14 protein-coding genes are annotated in these 18,152 nt (G+C 62.1%); 4 read left to right on the top strand and 10 right to left on the bottom strand.

Features of this window, described 5'->3' with window-relative positions; all coding sequences use genetic code 11:
• Positions 1 to 72 precede the first annotated feature (72 nt).
• The 3 genes from JO015_02450 to JO015_02460 all read right to left on the bottom strand — a co-directional run bounded on the left by JO015_02450 (position 73) and on the right by JO015_02460 (position 4,723).
• Positions 73 to 1,329 carry a hypothetical protein gene (locus JO015_02450; protein MBV9997951.1) on the bottom strand — a complete coding sequence of 419 codons (1,257 nt, stop codon included), beginning with the start codon at positions 1,327 to 1,329 and terminating at the stop codon, positions 73 to 75.
• Between the two features lie 28 nt (positions 1,330 to 1,357).
• Positions 1,358 to 3,043, bottom strand: coding sequence for a Rieske 2Fe-2S domain-containing protein (locus JO015_02455; GenBank protein MBV9997952.1), 1,686 nt, complete (start codon positions 3,041 to 3,043; stop codon positions 1,358 to 1,360).
• Positions 3,044 to 3,259: 216 nt separating this feature from the next.
• The gene (locus tag JO015_02460) at positions 3,260 to 4,723 is read right to left on the bottom strand and encodes an IS4 family transposase (protein MBV9997953.1); all 1,464 of its coding nucleotides are present in this window, start codon (positions 4,721 to 4,723) and stop codon (positions 3,260 to 3,262) included.
• A gap of 42 nt (positions 4,724 to 4,765) precedes the next feature.
• Here JO015_02460 and JO015_02465 point away from each other — a divergent pair, with 42 nt between their 5' ends.
• Positions 4,766 to 5,107, top strand: a complete 342-nt coding sequence (locus tag JO015_02465; GenBank protein MBV9997954.1) for a hypothetical protein — start codon at positions 4,766 to 4,768, stop codon at positions 5,105 to 5,107.
• A 631-nt stretch (positions 5,108 to 5,738) separates the two neighbouring features.
• On the opposite strand, the gene JO015_02470 is transcribed toward JO015_02465, so the two are convergent.
• The 7 genes from JO015_02470 to JO015_02500 form a co-directional block, all read right to left on the bottom strand.
• Positions 5,739 to 6,758: a transposase gene (locus JO015_02470; protein ID MBV9997955.1), complete on the bottom strand. Its 1,020-nt coding sequence runs from the start codon at positions 6,756 to 6,758 to the stop codon at positions 5,739 to 5,741.
• Positions 6,759 to 7,154: 396 nt separating this feature from the next.
• Positions 7,155 to 7,343, bottom strand: a complete 189-nt coding sequence (locus JO015_02475) for a hypothetical protein (protein ID MBV9997956.1) — start codon at positions 7,341 to 7,343, stop codon at positions 7,155 to 7,157.
• A gap of 51 nt (positions 7,344 to 7,394) precedes the next feature.
• On the bottom strand, positions 7,395 to 8,513 hold the full coding sequence (locus tag JO015_02480; GenBank protein MBV9997957.1) for a LacI family DNA-binding transcriptional regulator: 1,119 nt from the start codon (positions 8,511 to 8,513) through the stop codon (positions 7,395 to 7,397).
• 113 nt (positions 8,514 to 8,626) lie between these two features.
• Positions 8,627 to 9,973, bottom strand: a complete 1,347-nt coding sequence (locus tag JO015_02485; protein MBV9997958.1) for an alpha-glucosidase/alpha-galactosidase — start codon at positions 9,971 to 9,973, stop codon at positions 8,627 to 8,629.
• Between the two features lie 96 nt (positions 9,974 to 10,069).
• On the bottom strand, positions 10,070 to 11,383 hold the full coding sequence (locus tag JO015_02490; protein ID MBV9997959.1) for a sugar ABC transporter substrate-binding protein: 1,314 nt from the start codon (positions 11,381 to 11,383) through the stop codon (positions 10,070 to 10,072).
• A 25-nt stretch (positions 11,384 to 11,408) separates the two neighbouring features.
• Positions 11,409 to 12,299 carry a carbohydrate ABC transporter permease gene (locus JO015_02495; protein MBV9997960.1) on the bottom strand — a complete coding sequence of 297 codons (891 nt, stop codon included), beginning with the start codon at positions 12,297 to 12,299 and terminating at the stop codon, positions 11,409 to 11,411.
• 32 nt (positions 12,300 to 12,331) lie between these two features.
• A complete protein-coding gene (locus tag JO015_02500; protein MBV9997961.1) occupies positions 12,332 to 13,273 on the bottom strand; it encodes a sugar ABC transporter permease in 942 nt (313 codons plus the stop codon).
• A gap of 308 nt (positions 13,274 to 13,581) precedes the next feature.
• Here JO015_02500 and JO015_02505 point away from each other — a divergent pair, with 308 nt between their 5' ends.
• The 3 genes from JO015_02505 (at position 13,582) to JO015_02515 (ending at position 18,049) form a co-directional block, all read left to right on the top strand.
• Positions 13,582 to 14,640, top strand: a complete 1,059-nt coding sequence (locus JO015_02505; protein MBV9997962.1) for an ABC transporter ATP-binding protein — start codon at positions 13,582 to 13,584, stop codon at positions 14,638 to 14,640.
• A gap of 4 nt (positions 14,641 to 14,644) precedes the next feature.
• Positions 14,645 to 16,276 carry an extracellular solute-binding protein gene (locus tag JO015_02510; protein ID MBV9997963.1) on the top strand — a complete coding sequence of 544 codons (1,632 nt, stop codon included), beginning with the start codon at positions 14,645 to 14,647 and terminating at the stop codon, positions 16,274 to 16,276.
• 90 nt (positions 16,277 to 16,366) lie between these two features.
• Positions 16,367 to 18,049, top strand: coding sequence for an iron ABC transporter permease (locus tag JO015_02515; protein ID MBV9997964.1), 1,683 nt, complete (start codon positions 16,367 to 16,369; stop codon positions 18,047 to 18,049).
• Positions 18,050 to 18,152 lie beyond the last annotated feature (103 nt).

An 18,152-nucleotide genomic window follows, 5' to 3' on the forward strand; every position in this document is an offset into this window, starting at 1 on the left:
GCCTTTCCAGGCCGGGGCGCCACAGGACTTGCTGTCCACCCTCTCCTGACTCGGGACGAAAATCCGTCCGTATCAGTCCCGTACGGGCACTGCCGCCGCGGGCCGATCCAACGCCACCGGCTGCTGCCGGTTCTTCACCGCGCTCCGGCGCGCCTTACCCTGCGCTGCAAGATGGCCGAGTCGCTCCGTCCCGTCGGGAAACCACTCGGATAACCGCCGTTTAGCCAGGTTGACGTGCAGCACTTCATCCGCCCAATCGTAATCCTGAAACGTCGTCATCAAGGCATGGCGGGCGGCATCCCGGCAAAACTCCCATTCGCCACGCTTTCCAACCGGGTATTTCATTTGCCCACCTTCAATTTCCAGCCCAAGCGTCGCGTACTGCTCCAGCGGGGTGGCTTCCATGCAGTAGACGCTCTCGTAATCCCGCATCGGCACGGCGTCCCTCGAGCTGAAGGTCGACTCAATGGCGGCCTCACCCATCAACGAGTGCCGGACCTCATCCCAGAGGTGGCGTGAAATGTCGAAGTAAAATTCCCACGGCATGCCCGGCGTTTCGCAAAGCACCAGGCTCAAGCCTTCGGCCACGTTGATCTCCGAAAGGCGGATTCCCATCATGTAGATAAGGTGCGCCTCAACGTCCTCCATGGCCGGTTTTACGAAATCCCAGACCCGAGGGGACGAAACATCCCGGCCGGGTTGCCGGGGGATTCTGAACGGTTCGATTGACCGCTGGCGGGGTGGAAGCTCGGACCTGGGATGCGTCCCTCCCCACCCTCCGGCTGCGCTCAGGTACGGCCCCAGCAGGTCTGCTGCCGCGCTCCCGGACTTTTCCGGGCCAACCTCATCAAGACAGGCATCCAGGCGCTCGACCACGCGACGGAGCGAATTCTCAAAGGAGTCAAGCAGATCGCAGGTCGGCGCATCCGCCAGCGGGTTAGTCGTGCCGCGATAACCGCGGTAGGCTCCTTCCAGGCCGGCATGCAGCCAATGGAGAATCGCTACCACCTCCGCGTCATTACCTGCATGCATAGCTTCGTCGGCGAGGATCTCGAGCGCAGGATCGGAAAAAGCGTCGATTTTGATTTTCGGCATCCGCATCTCGCGCAGCCGTCCCCGTAACGCGTCTGCACGGCTCGCCGCCTGGTACTGTAACCGGCCGAGGTAAACCTTCAGGTCACGATCGCGGACGTCGACCATGCGGGCGGCACAGAAAAACATCAGCCGTTTTTCAACGTACGCGAAACGAACGAGGCGCCCGGTGGCCTCCGGTACGCTGAACCCGAGCTTTTTGACGTCGCCGAGAGCGGCGAATTTGAGAGAATTCATAAGGAAGCCTTTCAGGAAACTACCTTCATCAACCGGCATGCAGTTCGTCGCCTCGATGCAGCCGCAAGGCGACGGCAACCGCTTGGCCGGAACTGCGCGTTGTGGGGCAATGTGCAGCCAGGTGGCGTGCCACGGCCGCATACAACAGTTCGCGCTCTGCACAGCCCTGCGGCCACGTTGCGGCTTCTGTAATCCCGGCATCAAGCACCTGCAGCATGTGGAAGTCGAGGTCCTCACGCACTGTACCAAACGCCAGCGCGTCGATCAAACCCTCCTCCGGGTGGCCCCGGCGCAGATAGCCGGTCACCAAGCGCGGCAGTTCCGCCCAGCCCCGCCTCTGGTCCAGCGCGGAGAGCATCGCTTCCCGAAATTCGTCTGGTGTATCTGGAAGCTGATCTAACGGTCTTTCGCCCGGCAACGGGGCCCGCGGGATGTTGAGGAAGCGGTCCGTATAGATTGACATGGCGGCATGAAACAATCCGCGCACCAACTCAGTTTCTCCCTCGCTCCGGCCCAGCACCTGGTGAAGGGCATGGCAGAATGAAAAGGTGTGCATGGGAGCAAACCAATCCGCGATATCATTCGATTCAGGAAAACACGCCAGCCGCCAGGCCGCCGCCAGCGCAAGGTGACGGGCGATTGCCTCCGGCGACGTACCCTGCCGAACGGCTTCCGTAATCGCCCCAAGAATCGCCCGGGGATCTTCGCCGAGGAAGATCCGATAAAATTCGCGGCGGCAGGCACCCCCTGACTTCACGGGCTTCGGACCTGCACGAAGCGCATCCTCAGCTGCTCGAATCAGCTCGATCAGATCCGTCGGCGCGCGCCAACTGCCGCTTTCTTCCTCGGACTGTGACTGGGTCAGGTTCTCCACAATGAGCGGCAACACCACGGCGGCGTGTTGCCAGCCGATAACCTCCAGAAGTTCGAAGGCTTTGTTGGACAGGTCGAGCGCGTGGCCGCTATCGGCGTAGATTCGCGCCTGAAGAGGGCCAAAAACCAGGCGATGAACGGCGTCGCGGCCCAGACCGGATTCGAGCGCCGTCAGCAAGGTCCTCTCCGCCCCGTCATCATGACGCACCTTCGCCCAATGAAACATCCAGCGACTGAGCCGGTCCTCATCAAAGCATTCTCCGCCGAACCCTCCTGGAGAATACCGCGGGGCTTGGCCGGCGCAATTCTGTCCTACCGTTCGCGCCGCGAGCGCCAGAACATAAACCCGGGTGGTTTCGCTCAATCGGGAACTCAGCCGGGCGGCGATGGTCAGGAGAGTCATCCCGTCTCGCCAGGTCCGGCGATGCCGCGCGCCGAACTCGGCGACCTGGCCCACGATGGTTTCCACCGGTTCGCGCTGGGCCAGCAAGGCAACGATCCCTTTTGCCTGTATGAGCCCGATTCCCTGCTCCAGGCCCCGCCGGAGACGGGCGGCGTAAAATGCCGCGTCGGCCTTTTGCCGGAGCTGGCGCGCCACCCAGACGTTTTCGCCTTCGACACGCACCTCGAAGCTTGGGGTATCATCGGCCCACAAATCGAACGTGCATCCGCTGCGGAGATCGAACCGGGCGTGATGCCAATGGCACGTCAGGATGCCGTCGCGCACACTGCCCTTGGCCAGCGGGAATCCCATGTGGGGGCAGCGATCATCCAGGGCAAAAACGACGCCTTCATGCCAGCAGAGCAACACCGGCCGGTCGGCCCCGGCGACTGTCATCATCCCTTTTTCCCGCAGTTCGGCGACGGTCGCCGCGCAAAAAAAACCTGTCAAATCATGAGGGACGGGTCCGAGGGGCGTCATAAGCCAATCAAACGGTTGATTTCCTCAAAAAGCAAAACCGGTCCCAGCTGAACCAACGTTTTCCACCAAACAAACAGACCTGTCCCTCTCAGGTCTGACCAGTGAAGTAAATAAGTGGACCTGTCCCCAATGGCGCTAAGTTAAGGGCGCTTTGTGACGGCTACGGCGTTGGGTCAGGACGAATTGGTGGCGGGGTTTGGTCAGCAGTTGGTAGTTTTTGGGCCGGCGTTTCTTGGCCCGGGGTTCGACCCGGTCAGGCCGCGCCCGCACGGGATCGGAGGCAATCAGCCGCAGCAATTCGCTCTCCAGCGCGGCTTGTTGACGCACGCTCAGGCCGCCCCCCTGCAGCACGGCCGCAAAGGCCTGCAGGGCGTCCAGCGTGCCTTTGAACGAGAGCCGGCTTAAGGCCACCTGGTGCTGAAGGGCCGCCTGCAGCATCACGGCGCGCACCAGGTTATAAGCAATAAAGTGCATCAACAATTCTTTACCGATCATCTGCGGCGAGCGGCAGCGTAACACGTCGAGCCGCATCAGGGTTTTGAGTTCGCGGAAATGCAACTCCACCTGCCAGCGTTGCAGGTAGAGGCCGGCCAGGGCCTCGGCCGGGTAGGCGACCGGATCCAGCAGGGTGGTCACCAACACCAGGCTGCGGGGGCGGAAGCCTTTGAGGGTGACCTTGACGCGCGCTTGGCGCACCGTCAGGGTGTCGGGCAAGGCCGCAAACTGCTCGGCACTCAGCGTGCGGGGACAGCCGCGCGGCTTGGTCCACGCCAGTTGCCGATCCGCTTTGCCCAAGCGCTGGCCGCGTCGCCAATTGACGCGCCGGGCCTGATGCAGCCGCATGAGGCCATCGACGCCCCGCTGCTGCAAGGTGGCCAGCAAGCCAAAGGAGCAAAACCCCCGGTCCGCCACCAGCACATCGCCTGGGGCTAAGTGGTGCCAGAGTTGTCGAAATAGCTGCACGTCATGCACCCGCACCGGGCCGTGCACCGCGTGCAACAAGGCCCCCGTGGCCAGCGAGAAGAGGCCCACTAACTTCAGCATCGGGAAGCCGCAGTCGGCTTTCTGACCGCTGGGTTGGGGGTAGGCCTCCTGATTTTGGGCCGTATCGGGCATCGAACAGGTGGTGCCCTCGACGACTTTAACTTGGTGGCCGCGCCACCAGTGCGGGTCGGGTAGCTCGCTTTCCATCCCGCCAGCGAGTTGCTGGTGGATGGCTTCGAGCGTCGCCTCGGGCAAGCGGGCGCGCGCTTGGCAATAGGCGCTGGTGTTGGCCGACATCGGCCCGCCGCCCTGCCGGATCCACCAGGCTTGGACTTTACGCACCGCGGTGCGGCAGGCAGAATCGGCCGAAAGCACTTGCGACAAAAACGCCCAGAAGGTGATCAGGGGAGTAAAGAGCCGTTGCCGGCCGGACGGGCCCCGCGGGAGGCCCTGCCAGCGGCTGTCGGGGATCAACAGGCCGAAGAGGGCCCGCAGTTGGCTCAGCGATTTGGCCTGGAGCACCGCCGGGGGCACCTGGGGGCGCGCCCGGCGGGCAGCCTGGCCCAAGAGCAAGGCCTGAAAGCCGGGCAAAATGGGGAGGGCAGAAGCGTGCATCTAGGGACGTAAGCCTACGCCCCCCTAACGCGAGCTTTTTTTATGACTGAGCCGGTGCTGTCGCCCCCCGAACTGCGCCGACTCCAGCAGCGCTATCGCCACCTGCAGGCCGAAGTGGCCCAGTTGGGCTGGATCGTTCAGGGCAGCCTCATGCCCAAAGCCCCGCGCGCCTGGCGCCTGACGCGTAAAGTCCAGGGCAAGACGGTGACCCTGGCGCTTTCGGCCGCGCAGGCCGACGCGTTTCGGCAGGCCATTGCCAATCACCGCCGGCTCGAAGAACTGCTGCACGAGATGCGCCAACTCAGTGAGATTGCCCTGCTGGGCTCCGCCCCCGGCGTCAAGAGACGGCCCCGACCTACCCGGCCGAAACCACCCTTAACTTAGCGCCATTCGGACCTGTCCCCCTTTTGGATGTTCCCGGCTTTTGGAATGCGCCCGCCCGGGCCAGGTTGGACCCCGGGCAAAGGGACAGACCCTCCTACCGCAAGGCAAAAGGGACAGACCCTGAAGCACGGGACCTGGCTCGAAGGGCGCTAAGGTATAAGGGTGGCGGGGTGAAAACGACGGGTGGCCCTTCCCCGCGTTGAAAGCGGCTGCTAACGCGCGGGCCTAACGGAGCCGTCCTCCTTCAAAGCCCCTCGGCGAAAACGGGTAAAGGGGAGCGTCCCGGTCCAGGAGCAAGGCCAGGGTTACCAGATACCAGCCGTTAAGCCAGCACCAAGCCGCAGCAGAGGCGGGCCCGCCCGCCTCAGGCGGCTGGATGGAATAGGAAGCCGGTCTGGGCGACAGTGAAGGCCGAGCGGCCATGGACTGCCGCCCGCCAAACGCGCCAAGGGCGCCGGGGCCGAGCGGCCCTCACTGGCCCCCCTTTGACGGAATACGGGTCGGCCCTCAGCCGCGCGGGCCGTGGTCCATCCAGGTCTACTGCGGCCGCCAAGCTGGCACCGCGTTTGTGTCAACGGGGTCCGGCAGCCGATCCACGAACGGCCCAAGGCATCCGCCCCGCTTACCCCCTTCAGCCCGGGGCCCCTCGTGCCGGCACGGCCCGGCCCCGCCAGCACACAAACCACTCCGCCCCGCCCCCTTGGGCCGCCCCCGCCGGCTCAGCGCCCGGCCCGGGCGGCTGGCCCGGGCCCCGCCAGCGGCTCAGCTGTTCTTCGACAAAGCGGCGGCTGCCCAGCACCAACCCGTTGGTCAGAAAGCGCAGCCGGCAGCCCAGGCTCACCCCGGCCGGCAACGCCCCTTTTTCCTGCTCGACCACCCGGCGGGCCACCTCGGGCTCTATCACCGCCTGCTCCGGCTTAGCAGCCACCACCCCGGCCCGAAACAGCAGGCACCGGTACTCAGCCCCCACCTCGGCCCAACTCGTTTGGTCCGGTTCGTACCCCAAGGCGCGCGCCAGCCCCGCGCGCGCTTGGACCCGGCCCGCCCCGACCGCCTCGCCGTACCCGGAGTAGCCGTAATCCTTCGGGTCAGCGCACTGCTTGGCTCGCACGGGGTTGAGATCGATGTAGAGCGCCACGGCCTGCAAGGCTGTGCCGTCCTGGACCAACAGGCTCTTGAAGCGCTCGGCCCACAGCGGGCCGAAGCGGCCGTGCCGGCGGTTATACCACTGGGCAAAGCGGCTCTTGAGTTCCTGGAGGAACCTCGACAGGTCGAACATGCGCGCCTGTAGCGCCTCGCGCAAGGTTTGGGCGGCCAGTTCCCCACCCGGCGTCTGGCCGGCCAGCACCCGCTGGAGGGCGTGCCGGCGCGCTTGGCCGTACAAGGCTTCCACGCGCTCGAGCAACTCGGGATCCGACAGGAGGCGGGGTTGGGGCACCTCGCACAACAGGTGGAAATGGTTGGCCATCACCGCATAGGTCAGCACGGGGATACCGCAGAAGGCGGCCAGCCGGTGCAGGAGGCGCACCCAGTACTCCGCCTCGGGGCAGCCGGACCCAGAGCCCTCGAAGATGCGCTGGCCGTTGGTGACGCGTGAGATGCAATGGTAGAAACAGGGGTGGGCGGAGCCTTTGAGGCGGGGCTGGCGCATAGAGCGACCCATATGATAACATAATAAAATAATGTTTAAATATTTTTTTTCACTGCGAGGTTGGTTGGGACCTTTTTTGGGCGGAAAGCTTACGGCGGCGTTGCCCTGACTGCGTGTCTCGACCGTGCCGATCCAGCCTTGATCGTCGCCTCCTTGTGTCGTTTAGACCCGTTTCATTCCGTGCATATCGAAGAGCTCTTGATCACCGCCATGAGCGGCGTTACGCCCTGCCCGAAATGGAGGTAAGTTGAGCGTGGTTTTGGCTGGCCAGCACCAGGCCGTTTCTTACCGCCGGGTGCGGCGCCCACGAGGGCCATTTCACTGCGTGAACGCCTTTAAAGAAGGAGCGCTTCGAGCCGGCGGTGGTTCGACGAAGGACTGCCGAGCGGCGCTGGTCTACGCCGCTGAGAGAAACAGGATGGCGGTTTTGCCACGTACATTGCGCGGCAGACACCATGCGCGCGCGTCTTCGCGCCTCAAGCTTCCCTGAACGAGGCCGCCTGACCGGGCCACTTCCGCCCGCAGCTGGCGGTAGCGCCGGTGGGGCCAGCACAATTGGCCGGGCGACAGCACAGGCTTGGTCAAACGCAGGTATCCTTCAACGGAGAACCAAACTCTGATTCAGAGAAGATCCGGTTACCGCCGTTTCGGAGACCCCCGTGAGCGTGCAGGCGGGAATGCAGGCCGTGCGTCCTCACGAGTAACCGAGGGAGCATTCCTCTTTCTTGAGATCGTTTCTGCCCCGCAGGACGCGCGGACGATCAACTCCAGGGGAACCATGTCGAGCTGGCGTCCGATGGCTTCCCGCTCTAACAGGGCGATCAGTGCTTCACCGGCCCGGCGCCCCTGTTCGATGGCATGGGATCGAACCGTCGTCAGGGGTGGACTGGTAAAGCTTGCCGCCGGTAAATCATCATACCCGACCACGGCAATATCCTCCGGGATGGAGAGCCCGGCTTCACGAATGGCCGCCATGGCCCCGATAGCAATCGTATCATTGCCCGCGAATAGCGCCGCTGGCCGAGCGTTCGACGCCAGAATCCGCTTCATTGCGGCGTGGCCACTCTCGAGGCTGAAGTCGCCCTCTGCAAACAGTTGCCGATCGAAGGGGATCTTCGCCCGTTTCAGCGCGGCGCGATAACCTTCCAGCCGTTTGGAAGCGGGCAGGTACGTCAAGGCGGCGTAGCTGATATGCGCGATCCGCTGCCGGCCCAGTGCCAGGAGGTGTTCGGTTGCCCGGCAACTCGCTTCACCGTCCTTGGTGCCGACGGCATTCTCGGCCGAATGCCCGCAGGAACCGAAGATCAGAACGGGAAACTTCGATTCGATCAGCTTGACGAGAGCAACATCCCCCTTGCGAGGGTTGATGACGATGAGGCCGTCAATGCGCTTGCTCTTGGCTAACTCCAGGTAGGCGTCGCCATTGGACGGATCCACAACGGTCTCCATCAACAGGCGGTACCCGCGGGCGCGGCATCCCTCGTTGATGCCGAACACCATCCTCGGCACAAACGCATCCACCGCCATCAGATCCGGCCGCGACAAGATCAATCCCACCGTGCGGCTACGCCCACTGACGAGCATCTGGGCGGCTGAGTTGGGCACGTAACCGAGCTTCCGGGCCGCCGCCAGAATGCGCTTCCGGGTAGCGTCCGGGATCTGAATCTTCGGGTTATTCGTCAGGACGAGTGACACCGTGGAACGTGCCACGCCGGCTTCCCGGGCGATGTCATGACTGGTAACGCGTCCCTTCATAACCTTCCACAGTGAGGTTAGCGCTACCAGGGGCATGCGGGCAACCTACCTACCTGCCCCGGATGCCGGCTGCGCGCGCAAAAGCCTGCCAGCACCCCCGCCGCAGCTTTGCCCTAAGCCGCCACAGCTTTTTCCTTCCTCGGAACGGCTCGCAAGCGTTCCGGGATCCACTCGCCGTGGGCTGCGAGCAAATCATCCACCAAGGCCCAGATCTGATTCAGGTCAAGTTCGGCGGCCGTGTGCGGGTCAAGCATTGCCGCCTGGTAAATACGATCACGGTTGCCGGTCAGGATCGCTTCAACCGTGAGCGCCTGCACATTGATGTTCGTCTGCATCAATGCGCCCAAATGCGCCGGGATACGCCCGATCCGGATTGGTTGAACCCCGTTTTTGTCCACCAGGCACGGCACCTCAACGCAGCAGCCAGCCGGCAGATTCTCAATGAGGCCATGGTTGGCCACATTGCCATAGATGACCCGAGGCGTGCCCGTCTCAAGGCTATGAATGATCTTGGAGCCATACTCGACGCTGCGGCGGACCTCGACCGGCTGATCCGAACTTTCCAGGTCAGACCGCAGTTTTTGCCACTCCGCAATCTGGACTTCGCAACGGCGCGGGTACTCATCCAAGGGCACGTTATAATTCTTGATCAGATCCGGCCGGCCCTCCTTGATAAACCAAGGTACGTACTCGGAAAAATGTTCGCTCGATTCCGTCACGAAGTAGCCGACCCGGGTGAACAGGTCATACCGCACCCGGTTCCACTCGGGAACCCGTCCTTCATCAACCACTCGCCGGATTTCCGGATAAAGGTCCTGGCCGTCACGCTCGAATTTCAGGTAAAAGGCCATGTGGTTAATGCCGGCCACCAAGTAATTAATTTCCTCCACCGGCACGCCGATGTCCTGAGCCAACTCATCCGCTGTATGCTGTACGCTGTGGCAAAGCCCAATCGTGCGCGTCTTCGAGGCTTCGTACATGGCCCAGCAGTTAATCGCCATCGGGTTAACATAATTCAGGTGCACGACGTCCGGGCAGAGGCGCTCCATTTCCCGGCACATGTCAATCAACACCGGAACCGTCCGCAGGGCCCGCATGATGCCCCCGATGCCCAGCGTATCAGCGATCGTCTGACGAAGCCCGTAGCGCTTGGGCACTTCGAAATCGGTGACGGTGCAGGGCCGGTAGCCCCCAACCTGAATCATGTTGATCGCGTAGGCGGCCCCTTCGAGTGCCTGGGAACGATCTGTCGTCACCTCCACTTTCGCCGATGCCCCGAGAGTCTGGATGATCCGGCGGGCCACGATCTCGGACGATTTCAGACGCTCCGGATCAATGTCGAACAGGCAAATATTGGAATCTGCCAACTCGGGAAACGACAAAATGTCACCGATCAGGTTCTTGGCGAACACGGTGCTGCCTGCCCCGATAAAGGTGATCTTTCGGTTTGGGTTACTCATGTGGGCGGTTCTTCGAATAAGAGGCTTGGAAACAGGAGATCCTCGCGTCTACACGCGAGGATCCGGGTAGCATCAGGACCAAAAAAACCAGCAAACTTAGTCCTCGAATAGGGCGTTCACTTCGGCATTGGCCTTCTTCAACGTAGACGCCGCGTCCGCGCCATTCAGCAGGATCGCGTCGAGCGCCACGCGCATAATGCGCAGGACGTCAGCGGCGTGGTCGGCAATCGGGAAAAGAAAAGTCCCGTTCGGGTCGGTCGCTTCCTGGACGAACGGCGACACTTCTGCGCCTTTTTTGTTCATCGCCTGTTCCGCGACCTCAGCCGTACCCTTGATCGCGGGAAACACCACGCCGTAGCTGGCCACAATCTTCTGCGCGTCTTCGGATCCGAGAAACTTAACCCACTTCCACGCCTCGGCCTTATGCTTGCTGCCCGTCCAGATGGAATCGGCCAAGCCGTTGAACATCGATTTCCTGCCTTGCGGGCCTTTCGGTAACGGAGCGAAATTTTTATCGAACTTGGCGTTGTCAAGGTACCAATTGATGTTCCACGAACCGGTCAGCGCCAGCGCTCCCTTCTGGGCCGCAAACAGGCTGTTGGCCCCGAGTTGCCGGGCGTCCTTGGCGGGGATGATAAACCCCTTTTTCAGGCTCGTGTCGGCGATCCATTGAAGGGCTTCAGCCAGCCGAGGGTCGTCGTAATGAAAGCCCTTCGCCCAAGGACCATCATGAAACTTAAAGCCGTTCGAAACCGCGAAATGGCTCCATTCCGTCTGGCCGAAACCGTCCGGCATGCCATCGATCAGGAGGCCGTACTGTTTAACCTTCTTGGGGTTGAAATTAGGCGACGAGCCGTTGTTGCCGGCCTCATCAATCGAGAGCTTGGCGATCAACTGCCCGAACGTACCCCCGTCCTTCGGATTCCACGTGAGGTCATTCAACTCTTTCGGATCCACCCCGGCCTTGTCGAGCATCGCCTTGTTATAAACGATGCCGATGGTGTCCCAATCTTTCGGAAACCCGTACTGCTTGCCCCCTTTACCCCACAGTTGGTAAAGGCCGCCCAGGTAGTTGTCCGTAGGCACGTTTTCTTTCTTGATCATCGGGCCGACGTCGACCAGCAAATCATTCTGGACGAATTCCGGGTAGCGAGACAGGTGATCAGTAAACACGTCAGGCGCCGTGCCGGAAACAAAGCCGGTGCTCAACGCGGTCCAGTAGTCGCCCCAGGAGGTCTGGGTAATTTTTATGTTAATATCCGGGTTGGCCTTCTGGAAGGCGGCCGCGGCAGCCTGGTACATCGGCAACTGGGCAGGGTCCCAGAGCCAGTAATTGATGGTAGTGGCAGCATGGGCTGACGCGCTGACTAACAGCAGGGCGGCAAACAGCGGTTTGCTAAGGTGCAACATTGATAGTTTGGGGAGTTTTAGGTTTTTATCTCATCCCGCTGAACTGGAACGACTCGACCACCTTGCGGCCGAAGACAACCAGGAGCACGGCAACGGGAATCATCGCGAGGACCGTACAGGCCATCAAGCCCGTCCAGTCCGGCACGCCGGACTGCTGCTGCGTGCGAAAAGCGTTAATCGCAACGGCAATGACGCGCACCGAGGGGTCACGCCCGATCAGGAACGGCCAGAAGAAGTCGTTCCAGGTCGCCACCGTCGTCAGGATCGCCAGCGTGGCGAGCGAAGTCCGGTGCAGCGGCAAAATGATGCGGAAGAAAATCGAAAAATACGAAGCGCCGTCGATGCGAGCCGCTTCCTCGACGTCACCCGGGGTGCCCAGGAACATTTGGCGCAGGAAAAACACCGCGAACGGCGTCATCAGCGCGTAAGGCGCGGCCATGCCCTGAAAAGTGTTCAACCAGCCCAGATCATGGATCAGGATAAAATTCGGGATAAACAGGACGGCTGCCGGTATCATGGTGGCCGCGACGAAAAGGAAGAACAGCAACTTGCCGCCGGGGAACTTCAACCGTGCAAAGGCGTAAGCCGCCATCGCGCTAAAGAAAATTTGCGGCGCCACCGCCACGATGGTGAAGATGATGCTGTTGACCAGTGCCCGCAGAAAATCGACCTTGGCCAACCCCGTCTGCTGCAGGCGCGGATCGGAGGGATCGATCAGCCCAAGCACCCGCTGGAAACTGAACAGCGTCGGATCCTGCGGCAGGACCGAGCCCGCACTCTGGAAAAGCGCGTTTGAACCGGTCAGCGCGGTCTTGAGCGCGATCCACACCGGCCCCAGCGAAAGCAGGGCAAACGCGACCAGGGCCGCGTAGCCCAACCATCGGCCCACGCTCGGTTTTCGCGTCGATTTTTCCATGTAAACGCCAGACCTCCTTCTTCTGCTTCGCTTCATCCCAGGTCCGATTGCCCGGAGCGCAAGACCCGCATCTGGATGACGGTGATGATGATCAGGACGAAAAAGAGCGCGGTCGACATGGCCGACGCGTAGCCCATGCGCATGCTGCTGAAGGCCAGCTGATAGATGTACCAGACGATCGTGCGGGTGGATATCCCCGGACCACCCTGCGTGGTGACGGCGATGGTATCAAAGATCTGGAATGAACCGATGACGCTGGTCACGAGCACAAACACCAGCGTCGGCCGCAGCAGCGGCAGGGTGATGGACCAAAACATCTTCCATTCGGAAGCGCCCTCGATCCGGGCCGCTTCGTACAGGTGCCGCGGGATCGCCTGCAATCCGGTGTAAAACAGCAGCGCGATAAAGCCGGTGTGACGCCAGATGTTGATGGCCGCAATCGTCGGCAATGCCAGGCTCCCCTCGCTAAAGAAGGCGTGGCGTCCGAGGCCGATGTGTTCCAGAATGATGTTCACGATCCCTAGAACAGGGTCGAGCATCCAGAGCCAGATCATGGCGGCCACCACGTTCGAGATCAGGTATGGAACCAGCAGAATCGAGCGCATCAACACCGACCCGGTCAACCGGTTGATGAGCACCGCCAGCAACAGCCCGAAAACGGTCTGAACCGGGATGTTATAAATCACGTAGAGGAGCGTGACCCACATCGATTCCCAGAACCTCTGGTCGGCGATTAACTTCTGATAGTTTTCCAGCCCCAGGAACTTCGGCGCCCGCATCAGGTTCCAGTTGGTCAGCCCGATGTAAAACGCCCGGATGGTCGGCAGGAAATAAAAGAGGGTAAACCCGATCAGCGCGGGAAAGACAAACAGCCAACCGCAAAATGCCTGGCTGGCGAGCAGGCTGCGTCGCGGCCGGATCGCCGGGGTCGCGAGGGTCGCGGAATCAGACGCAACGGGGATTGAGCTGGACATTTCCGGGGAACTTTGGAGTGTTGGATGGCAGCGCTAAAACCCGGAGCCTCGCCGCGCATCGGCCATAAACTAACCTCCACGGGGGTCTCGCGCCGGTTTAATAACTCGTGCCAGTAACACGATATTGTGCGCCGGTGCCAGGTTGTCAAACGGCATTTCGATAAAAATCGGAAAGAAAACCACGGCCTTGCGGCCCGCTCACCCATCGCCGCTCCGGTTGCTTCCCCGGCGCTTATCATGCAACTGATACCAGATGACCGCTGAGGCGTCAGCGCACAAACAAACGAACGGGACGGAGGGCGTACGGCATGATTACGATTGAGAATCTTTCCAAACGGTTCGGTGACTTTCTCGCGCTCGACCGCGTCGGGTTGAAAATCGAAACGGGTGAGCTGTTCTTTCTCCTGGGTCCAAGCGGCTGCGGCAAGACCACCCTCCTCCGCCACGTCGCCGGGTTCTATCAACCCGACGAAGGCAGGATCCTGTTCGACGGCGAAGACGTCACCCGCGTTCCGCCTCACCGGCGCAACACGGGCATGGTCTTCCAGAACTATGCGCTCTGGCCCCACCTAACCGTGGCAAAGAATGTCGCGTTCGGCCTGGAGGAACGGCACCTCCCTAAACCGGAAATCGAAGGGCGGGTTGCCGAAGCTTTGCGCGTCGTCCGGCTCGAAGACATGGCCCGACGCAAGATTCACGAACTGTCCGGCGGCCAGCAGCAGCGGGTGGCCCTGGCGCGGGCGCTCGTAATCCGGCCGGCCTGCCTCCTGTTGGATGAGCCGTTATCCAATCTGGATGCCAATCTCCGGTTGGAAATGCGAGGCGAGATCCGCCGGATCTGCCGGCAGTTCGGGTTAACCTCACTCTACGTTACGCACGACCAGCAGGAAGCCCTCTCCATTGCCGATCGCATCGCGATCCTTGACGGCGGCAAACTGCTCCAGGTTGGCACGCCCGCGGAAATCTACCGCCGGCCGCGTAGCCGGTTCGTGGCGGAGTTTATCGGCGAAGGCAATTTCCTGGTCGGGCAGATCGTCGGCCGCGACGAATTCCTGACCATCAAGGTTGGTAACCGCTCCCTGCGGGCCGCCGATCCCCCCGGGCACGTCCTGTCCCCCGGGTCACGCGTCGTGCTTTGCCTTCGTCCGGAAGCCATTCGCATCTCAGACAACCAGCCGCCGGGGCCTGCGTGGCGGGCGAAGCTGCTCGAAACCACCTACCTTGGCCAGATTGCCCAGCACCGGTTTCATTGCGGGACTGATACCCTTAAAGTTGCCGAGTTGAATCCGCGGCCGGGCCGCGTGAAACCCGGTAGCGAATATTATTTAGGCGTGGACCCTGAAGAGGTGACGCTCCTCGGGGAATAGAACGATGCGCGGCGTACTTCCCCTTCTGTTGTGTCTCGGCCTGATTCTGGCGGTCCCGCTCCTGCTCCGGCAACCGCAGGAAGCCGGCCATGATTCGGCCCAGGATTCACTCGTGATCATCTCGCCCCATGACGAGACCATCCGGTTCGAATTCACCCGCGCCTTCGCCGATTACTACCGGAAAAAGACCGGGCGCACGGTCCGCCTTGACTGGCGCCTTCCGGGCGGTACCGCCGAGATCGTCCGGTACCTCGACTCGGAATTTGAAGCAGCCTTTCGAGCCTACTGGTCGGGAACGCTCCACCGTCCCTGGACCCGTGAGGTCCTCGAGAGCTTTTCCAACCCGCGAGTGCGCGCCGACGCCCAGCAAGGTTCCCCCGGCGAGGCCGCCAGAAAGGCATTTTTGAGTTCCGACGCCGGCTGCGGGATCGATCTCCTTTTCGGGGGCGGCAGCTTTGATTTTATCAACTTCGCCAATCGCGGGTTTCTCGTCGACAGCGGCGCGCTCGGCCGTTTCCCGGAACTGTTCGGCGGCAACGGCGACCTGGCGATCCCACGGTCCCTCGGCGGCGAACCATACTGGGACGAGCGGGGCCGCTGGGTCGGCACCTGCCTGGCCGGATTCGGCATTTGTTACAATCCCGATGTTCTGGAGCGCCTGGGCGTTCCATCGCCGCCGCAACAATGGGCTGACCTGGCTGACGCACACTTCTTCAAAGCGATTGCGCTGGCCGATCCGACCAAAAGCGGTTCTGCCGCGAAGGCTTTTGAGCTGCTGATCCAGCAACAGATGAATGAACGGTTGTCTGAGTTATCGGGGTCAGCGAAAGATCAATCCCGGGAAAAGCTGGAAGCGCAAGCCGTGGCCGAAGGATGGCAGCGCGCGCTCCAGCTCCTGATCCGGCTCGCGGCCAACGCCCGCTACTTCAGCGATGCGGCGTCGAAGGTGCCTCTGGATGTCGCCTACGGAGAAGCGGCGGCCGGCATGTGCATCGACTTTTACGGCCGCTTTGAAAGCGAGGCCGTGGCCGACGGAAACGGCCGGAGCCGGCTCGGGTACACCAACGTCCTGGGTGGAACCTCCGTCGGGGTCGATTCGATCGCGCTGCTTCGTGGCGCGCCCCATTCGCAGGTCGCCAGGGCGTTCATCGATTTTGTCCTGCAACCCGAAGGTCAAAAGCTTTGGGACTTTCGTCCGGGGACGCCCGGCGGCCCCGTGCGCTATGTGCTGAGGCGGTTGCCGGTCCGGAAGGAATTTTACCGCGAACCGCTGCGCTCGTCCCTCGCGGACCGGGACGCCGACCCCTACCGCGACGCTGAGGCCTTCCAGTACCATGAGGGGTGGACCGCGCCGCTTTTCTCCGCAATCCGGTTTTTAGTCCGCGTCATGTGCATCGATTCACGCGAGGAACTCGTGGCGGCTCGCCGCGCCATCGGCAACGCCCCGGTAAACTCGCCCGGTTTCCAGAAACTGCTCGATGTTTCCCGCGTTCGCTACGACGTCGCCCGGCAACAAATCCGGGAAACGCTTCGATCCGCCGACCGCGTCCAGGAAATCCGTCTGGCCGAAGAGCTCACGACTCACTTCCGCGACCAATACCGCCAGGCCGAACGGCTGGCGCGAGAGGGGCATTGAGGCATGATCGAATCCCCTTCCAATGCAACGCGCGCCGTCCGCGGGAGCAGGCGGCGGCGGCGGCGACGGATCCCTACCGGCTCACATCCAATGCTGGCATTCCTGTATTTCGGAATCCTGGCATTTTTCGGGATCTTTTTTGTTCTGCCGATTCTAACCGCGCTCCGGGGGGCATTTCTGGATCAGACCGGCGCCTTAACGTTTGATTATGTCGTCGAGGTTTTTCGGAACCCGGTCTACCTGGAAGGGTTTGTCAACGCGCTGAAACTTGCGACCGGGAGCACGCTCCTGGCATTCGCCATTGCCGCGCCCCTGGCTTGGCTCGGTCAAAGGTTCGAGTTTCCGGCCAAGCGCACGCTCTCGGCGCTTTTACTGCTGCCGATGATGCTGCCGCCCTTTGTGGGCGCAATCGGATTTCGCCAGATCTTCGGCCAGGAAGGCGCCGCCAACGCCCTGCTCCACGCCGCCGGATGGCTCCGGCCCGGCCAGGTGATCGATTGGCTCGGGAGCGGTCGTCAATGGGGCATCATTCTGCTCAATGCACTGCACCTTTACCCGATCTTCTACCTTAACCTCGTTGCGGCCCTGGCAAACGTTGATCCCGTATTGATGGAGGCCGCGGAAAATCTCGGGTGTTCAGGCCTGCGGCGCGCCCGGCGGATAACTCTCCCGCTCATCATGCCCGGCATTTTTGCCGGCGGCAGCATCGTGTTCATCTGGGCATTCACCGAGCTGGGTGTGCCGCTGATGTTCGATTACTACCGGGTGACCCCGGTCCAGATCTTCGAAGGCATCAGGGACATCGGGAGCAATCCGTTTCCTTACGCCCTCGTCGCAGTGACGCTCATCAGTTCTGCGCTGATCTACCTCAGCGTCCGAATCGCGATCGGGTCGCCGCCGCCGGCCTCGCCCGGGCGCGGCGGGCATAGCGGGCAAATTCACTCCCTGCACGGGCTCCGGGGGACGTTGTGTTCCGCCTTCTTCCTGGCCGTTTGCCTGCTGGCCGTCCTGCCCCACATCGGCGTCATTCTCGTCTCGGTCTCCAGGGACTGGTACCGGGCGATCCTGCCGCACTCCTTTACCCTGCAGCATTACGCTCTGGCGCTGGGCGATCACCTGACCGTTCCCGCCATCCGGAACAGCCTGATCTACGCCTCCCTGTCTACCCTGATCGATCTTTTGCTCGGAGTCGCCATCGCCTACCTGGTGACACGAACCGCAATCCCCGGCCGCTCCCTGCTGGACGCTCTCGCCACGCTTCCCCTCGCCGTGCCGGGACTTATCCTCGCGTTCGGATACCTGGCCCTTACGCGCCGGGGCAGCTTTCTGAACTTCCTGGATCCGACCCGTGACCCGCTCGTTCTCCTGGTGGTAGCCTACGCCGTACGGCGGATCCCTTACGTGGTCCGGTCGGCAACCGCCGGCTTTCAGCAGGCCAGCATCGTGCTGGAGGAAGCGGCCCAAAGCGCAGGCGCCGCACCCTTCCGTGCGTTGACACGGGTCACGTTACCCTTGATCAGCGCGAACCTGCTTTCCGGAGCCCTCCTGGCATTCGCGTTTGCCATGCTCGAGGTGTCGGACTCGCTCGTACTCGCACAGAAGCAAAACGATTATCCGATCGCGAAAGCGATCTACGAATTGTCGACGATTCTCGGCGAGGGCCGGTACCTTGCGGCCGCCCTCGGCGTCTGGGCGATGGTGTTTCTGGCCGTCACCGTCGCGGCCGCGTCGCGGTTGATCGGCACGAAGTTAGGCGCCATGTTCCGGGGCTAACCGTCCGCTTTCAAACTGAATTCGCTGTCGCAGTTCATTGGGACTCCTGCCCGTGTGCTGCCACATCACCCGGCCAGGCGAGCTCCGCCGGGCCGGGGATAAC

This window comes from Verrucomicrobiota bacterium (assembly GCA_019247695.1).
GTDB lineage: Bacteria > Verrucomicrobiota > Verrucomicrobiia > Chthoniobacterales > JAFAMB01 > JAFBAP01.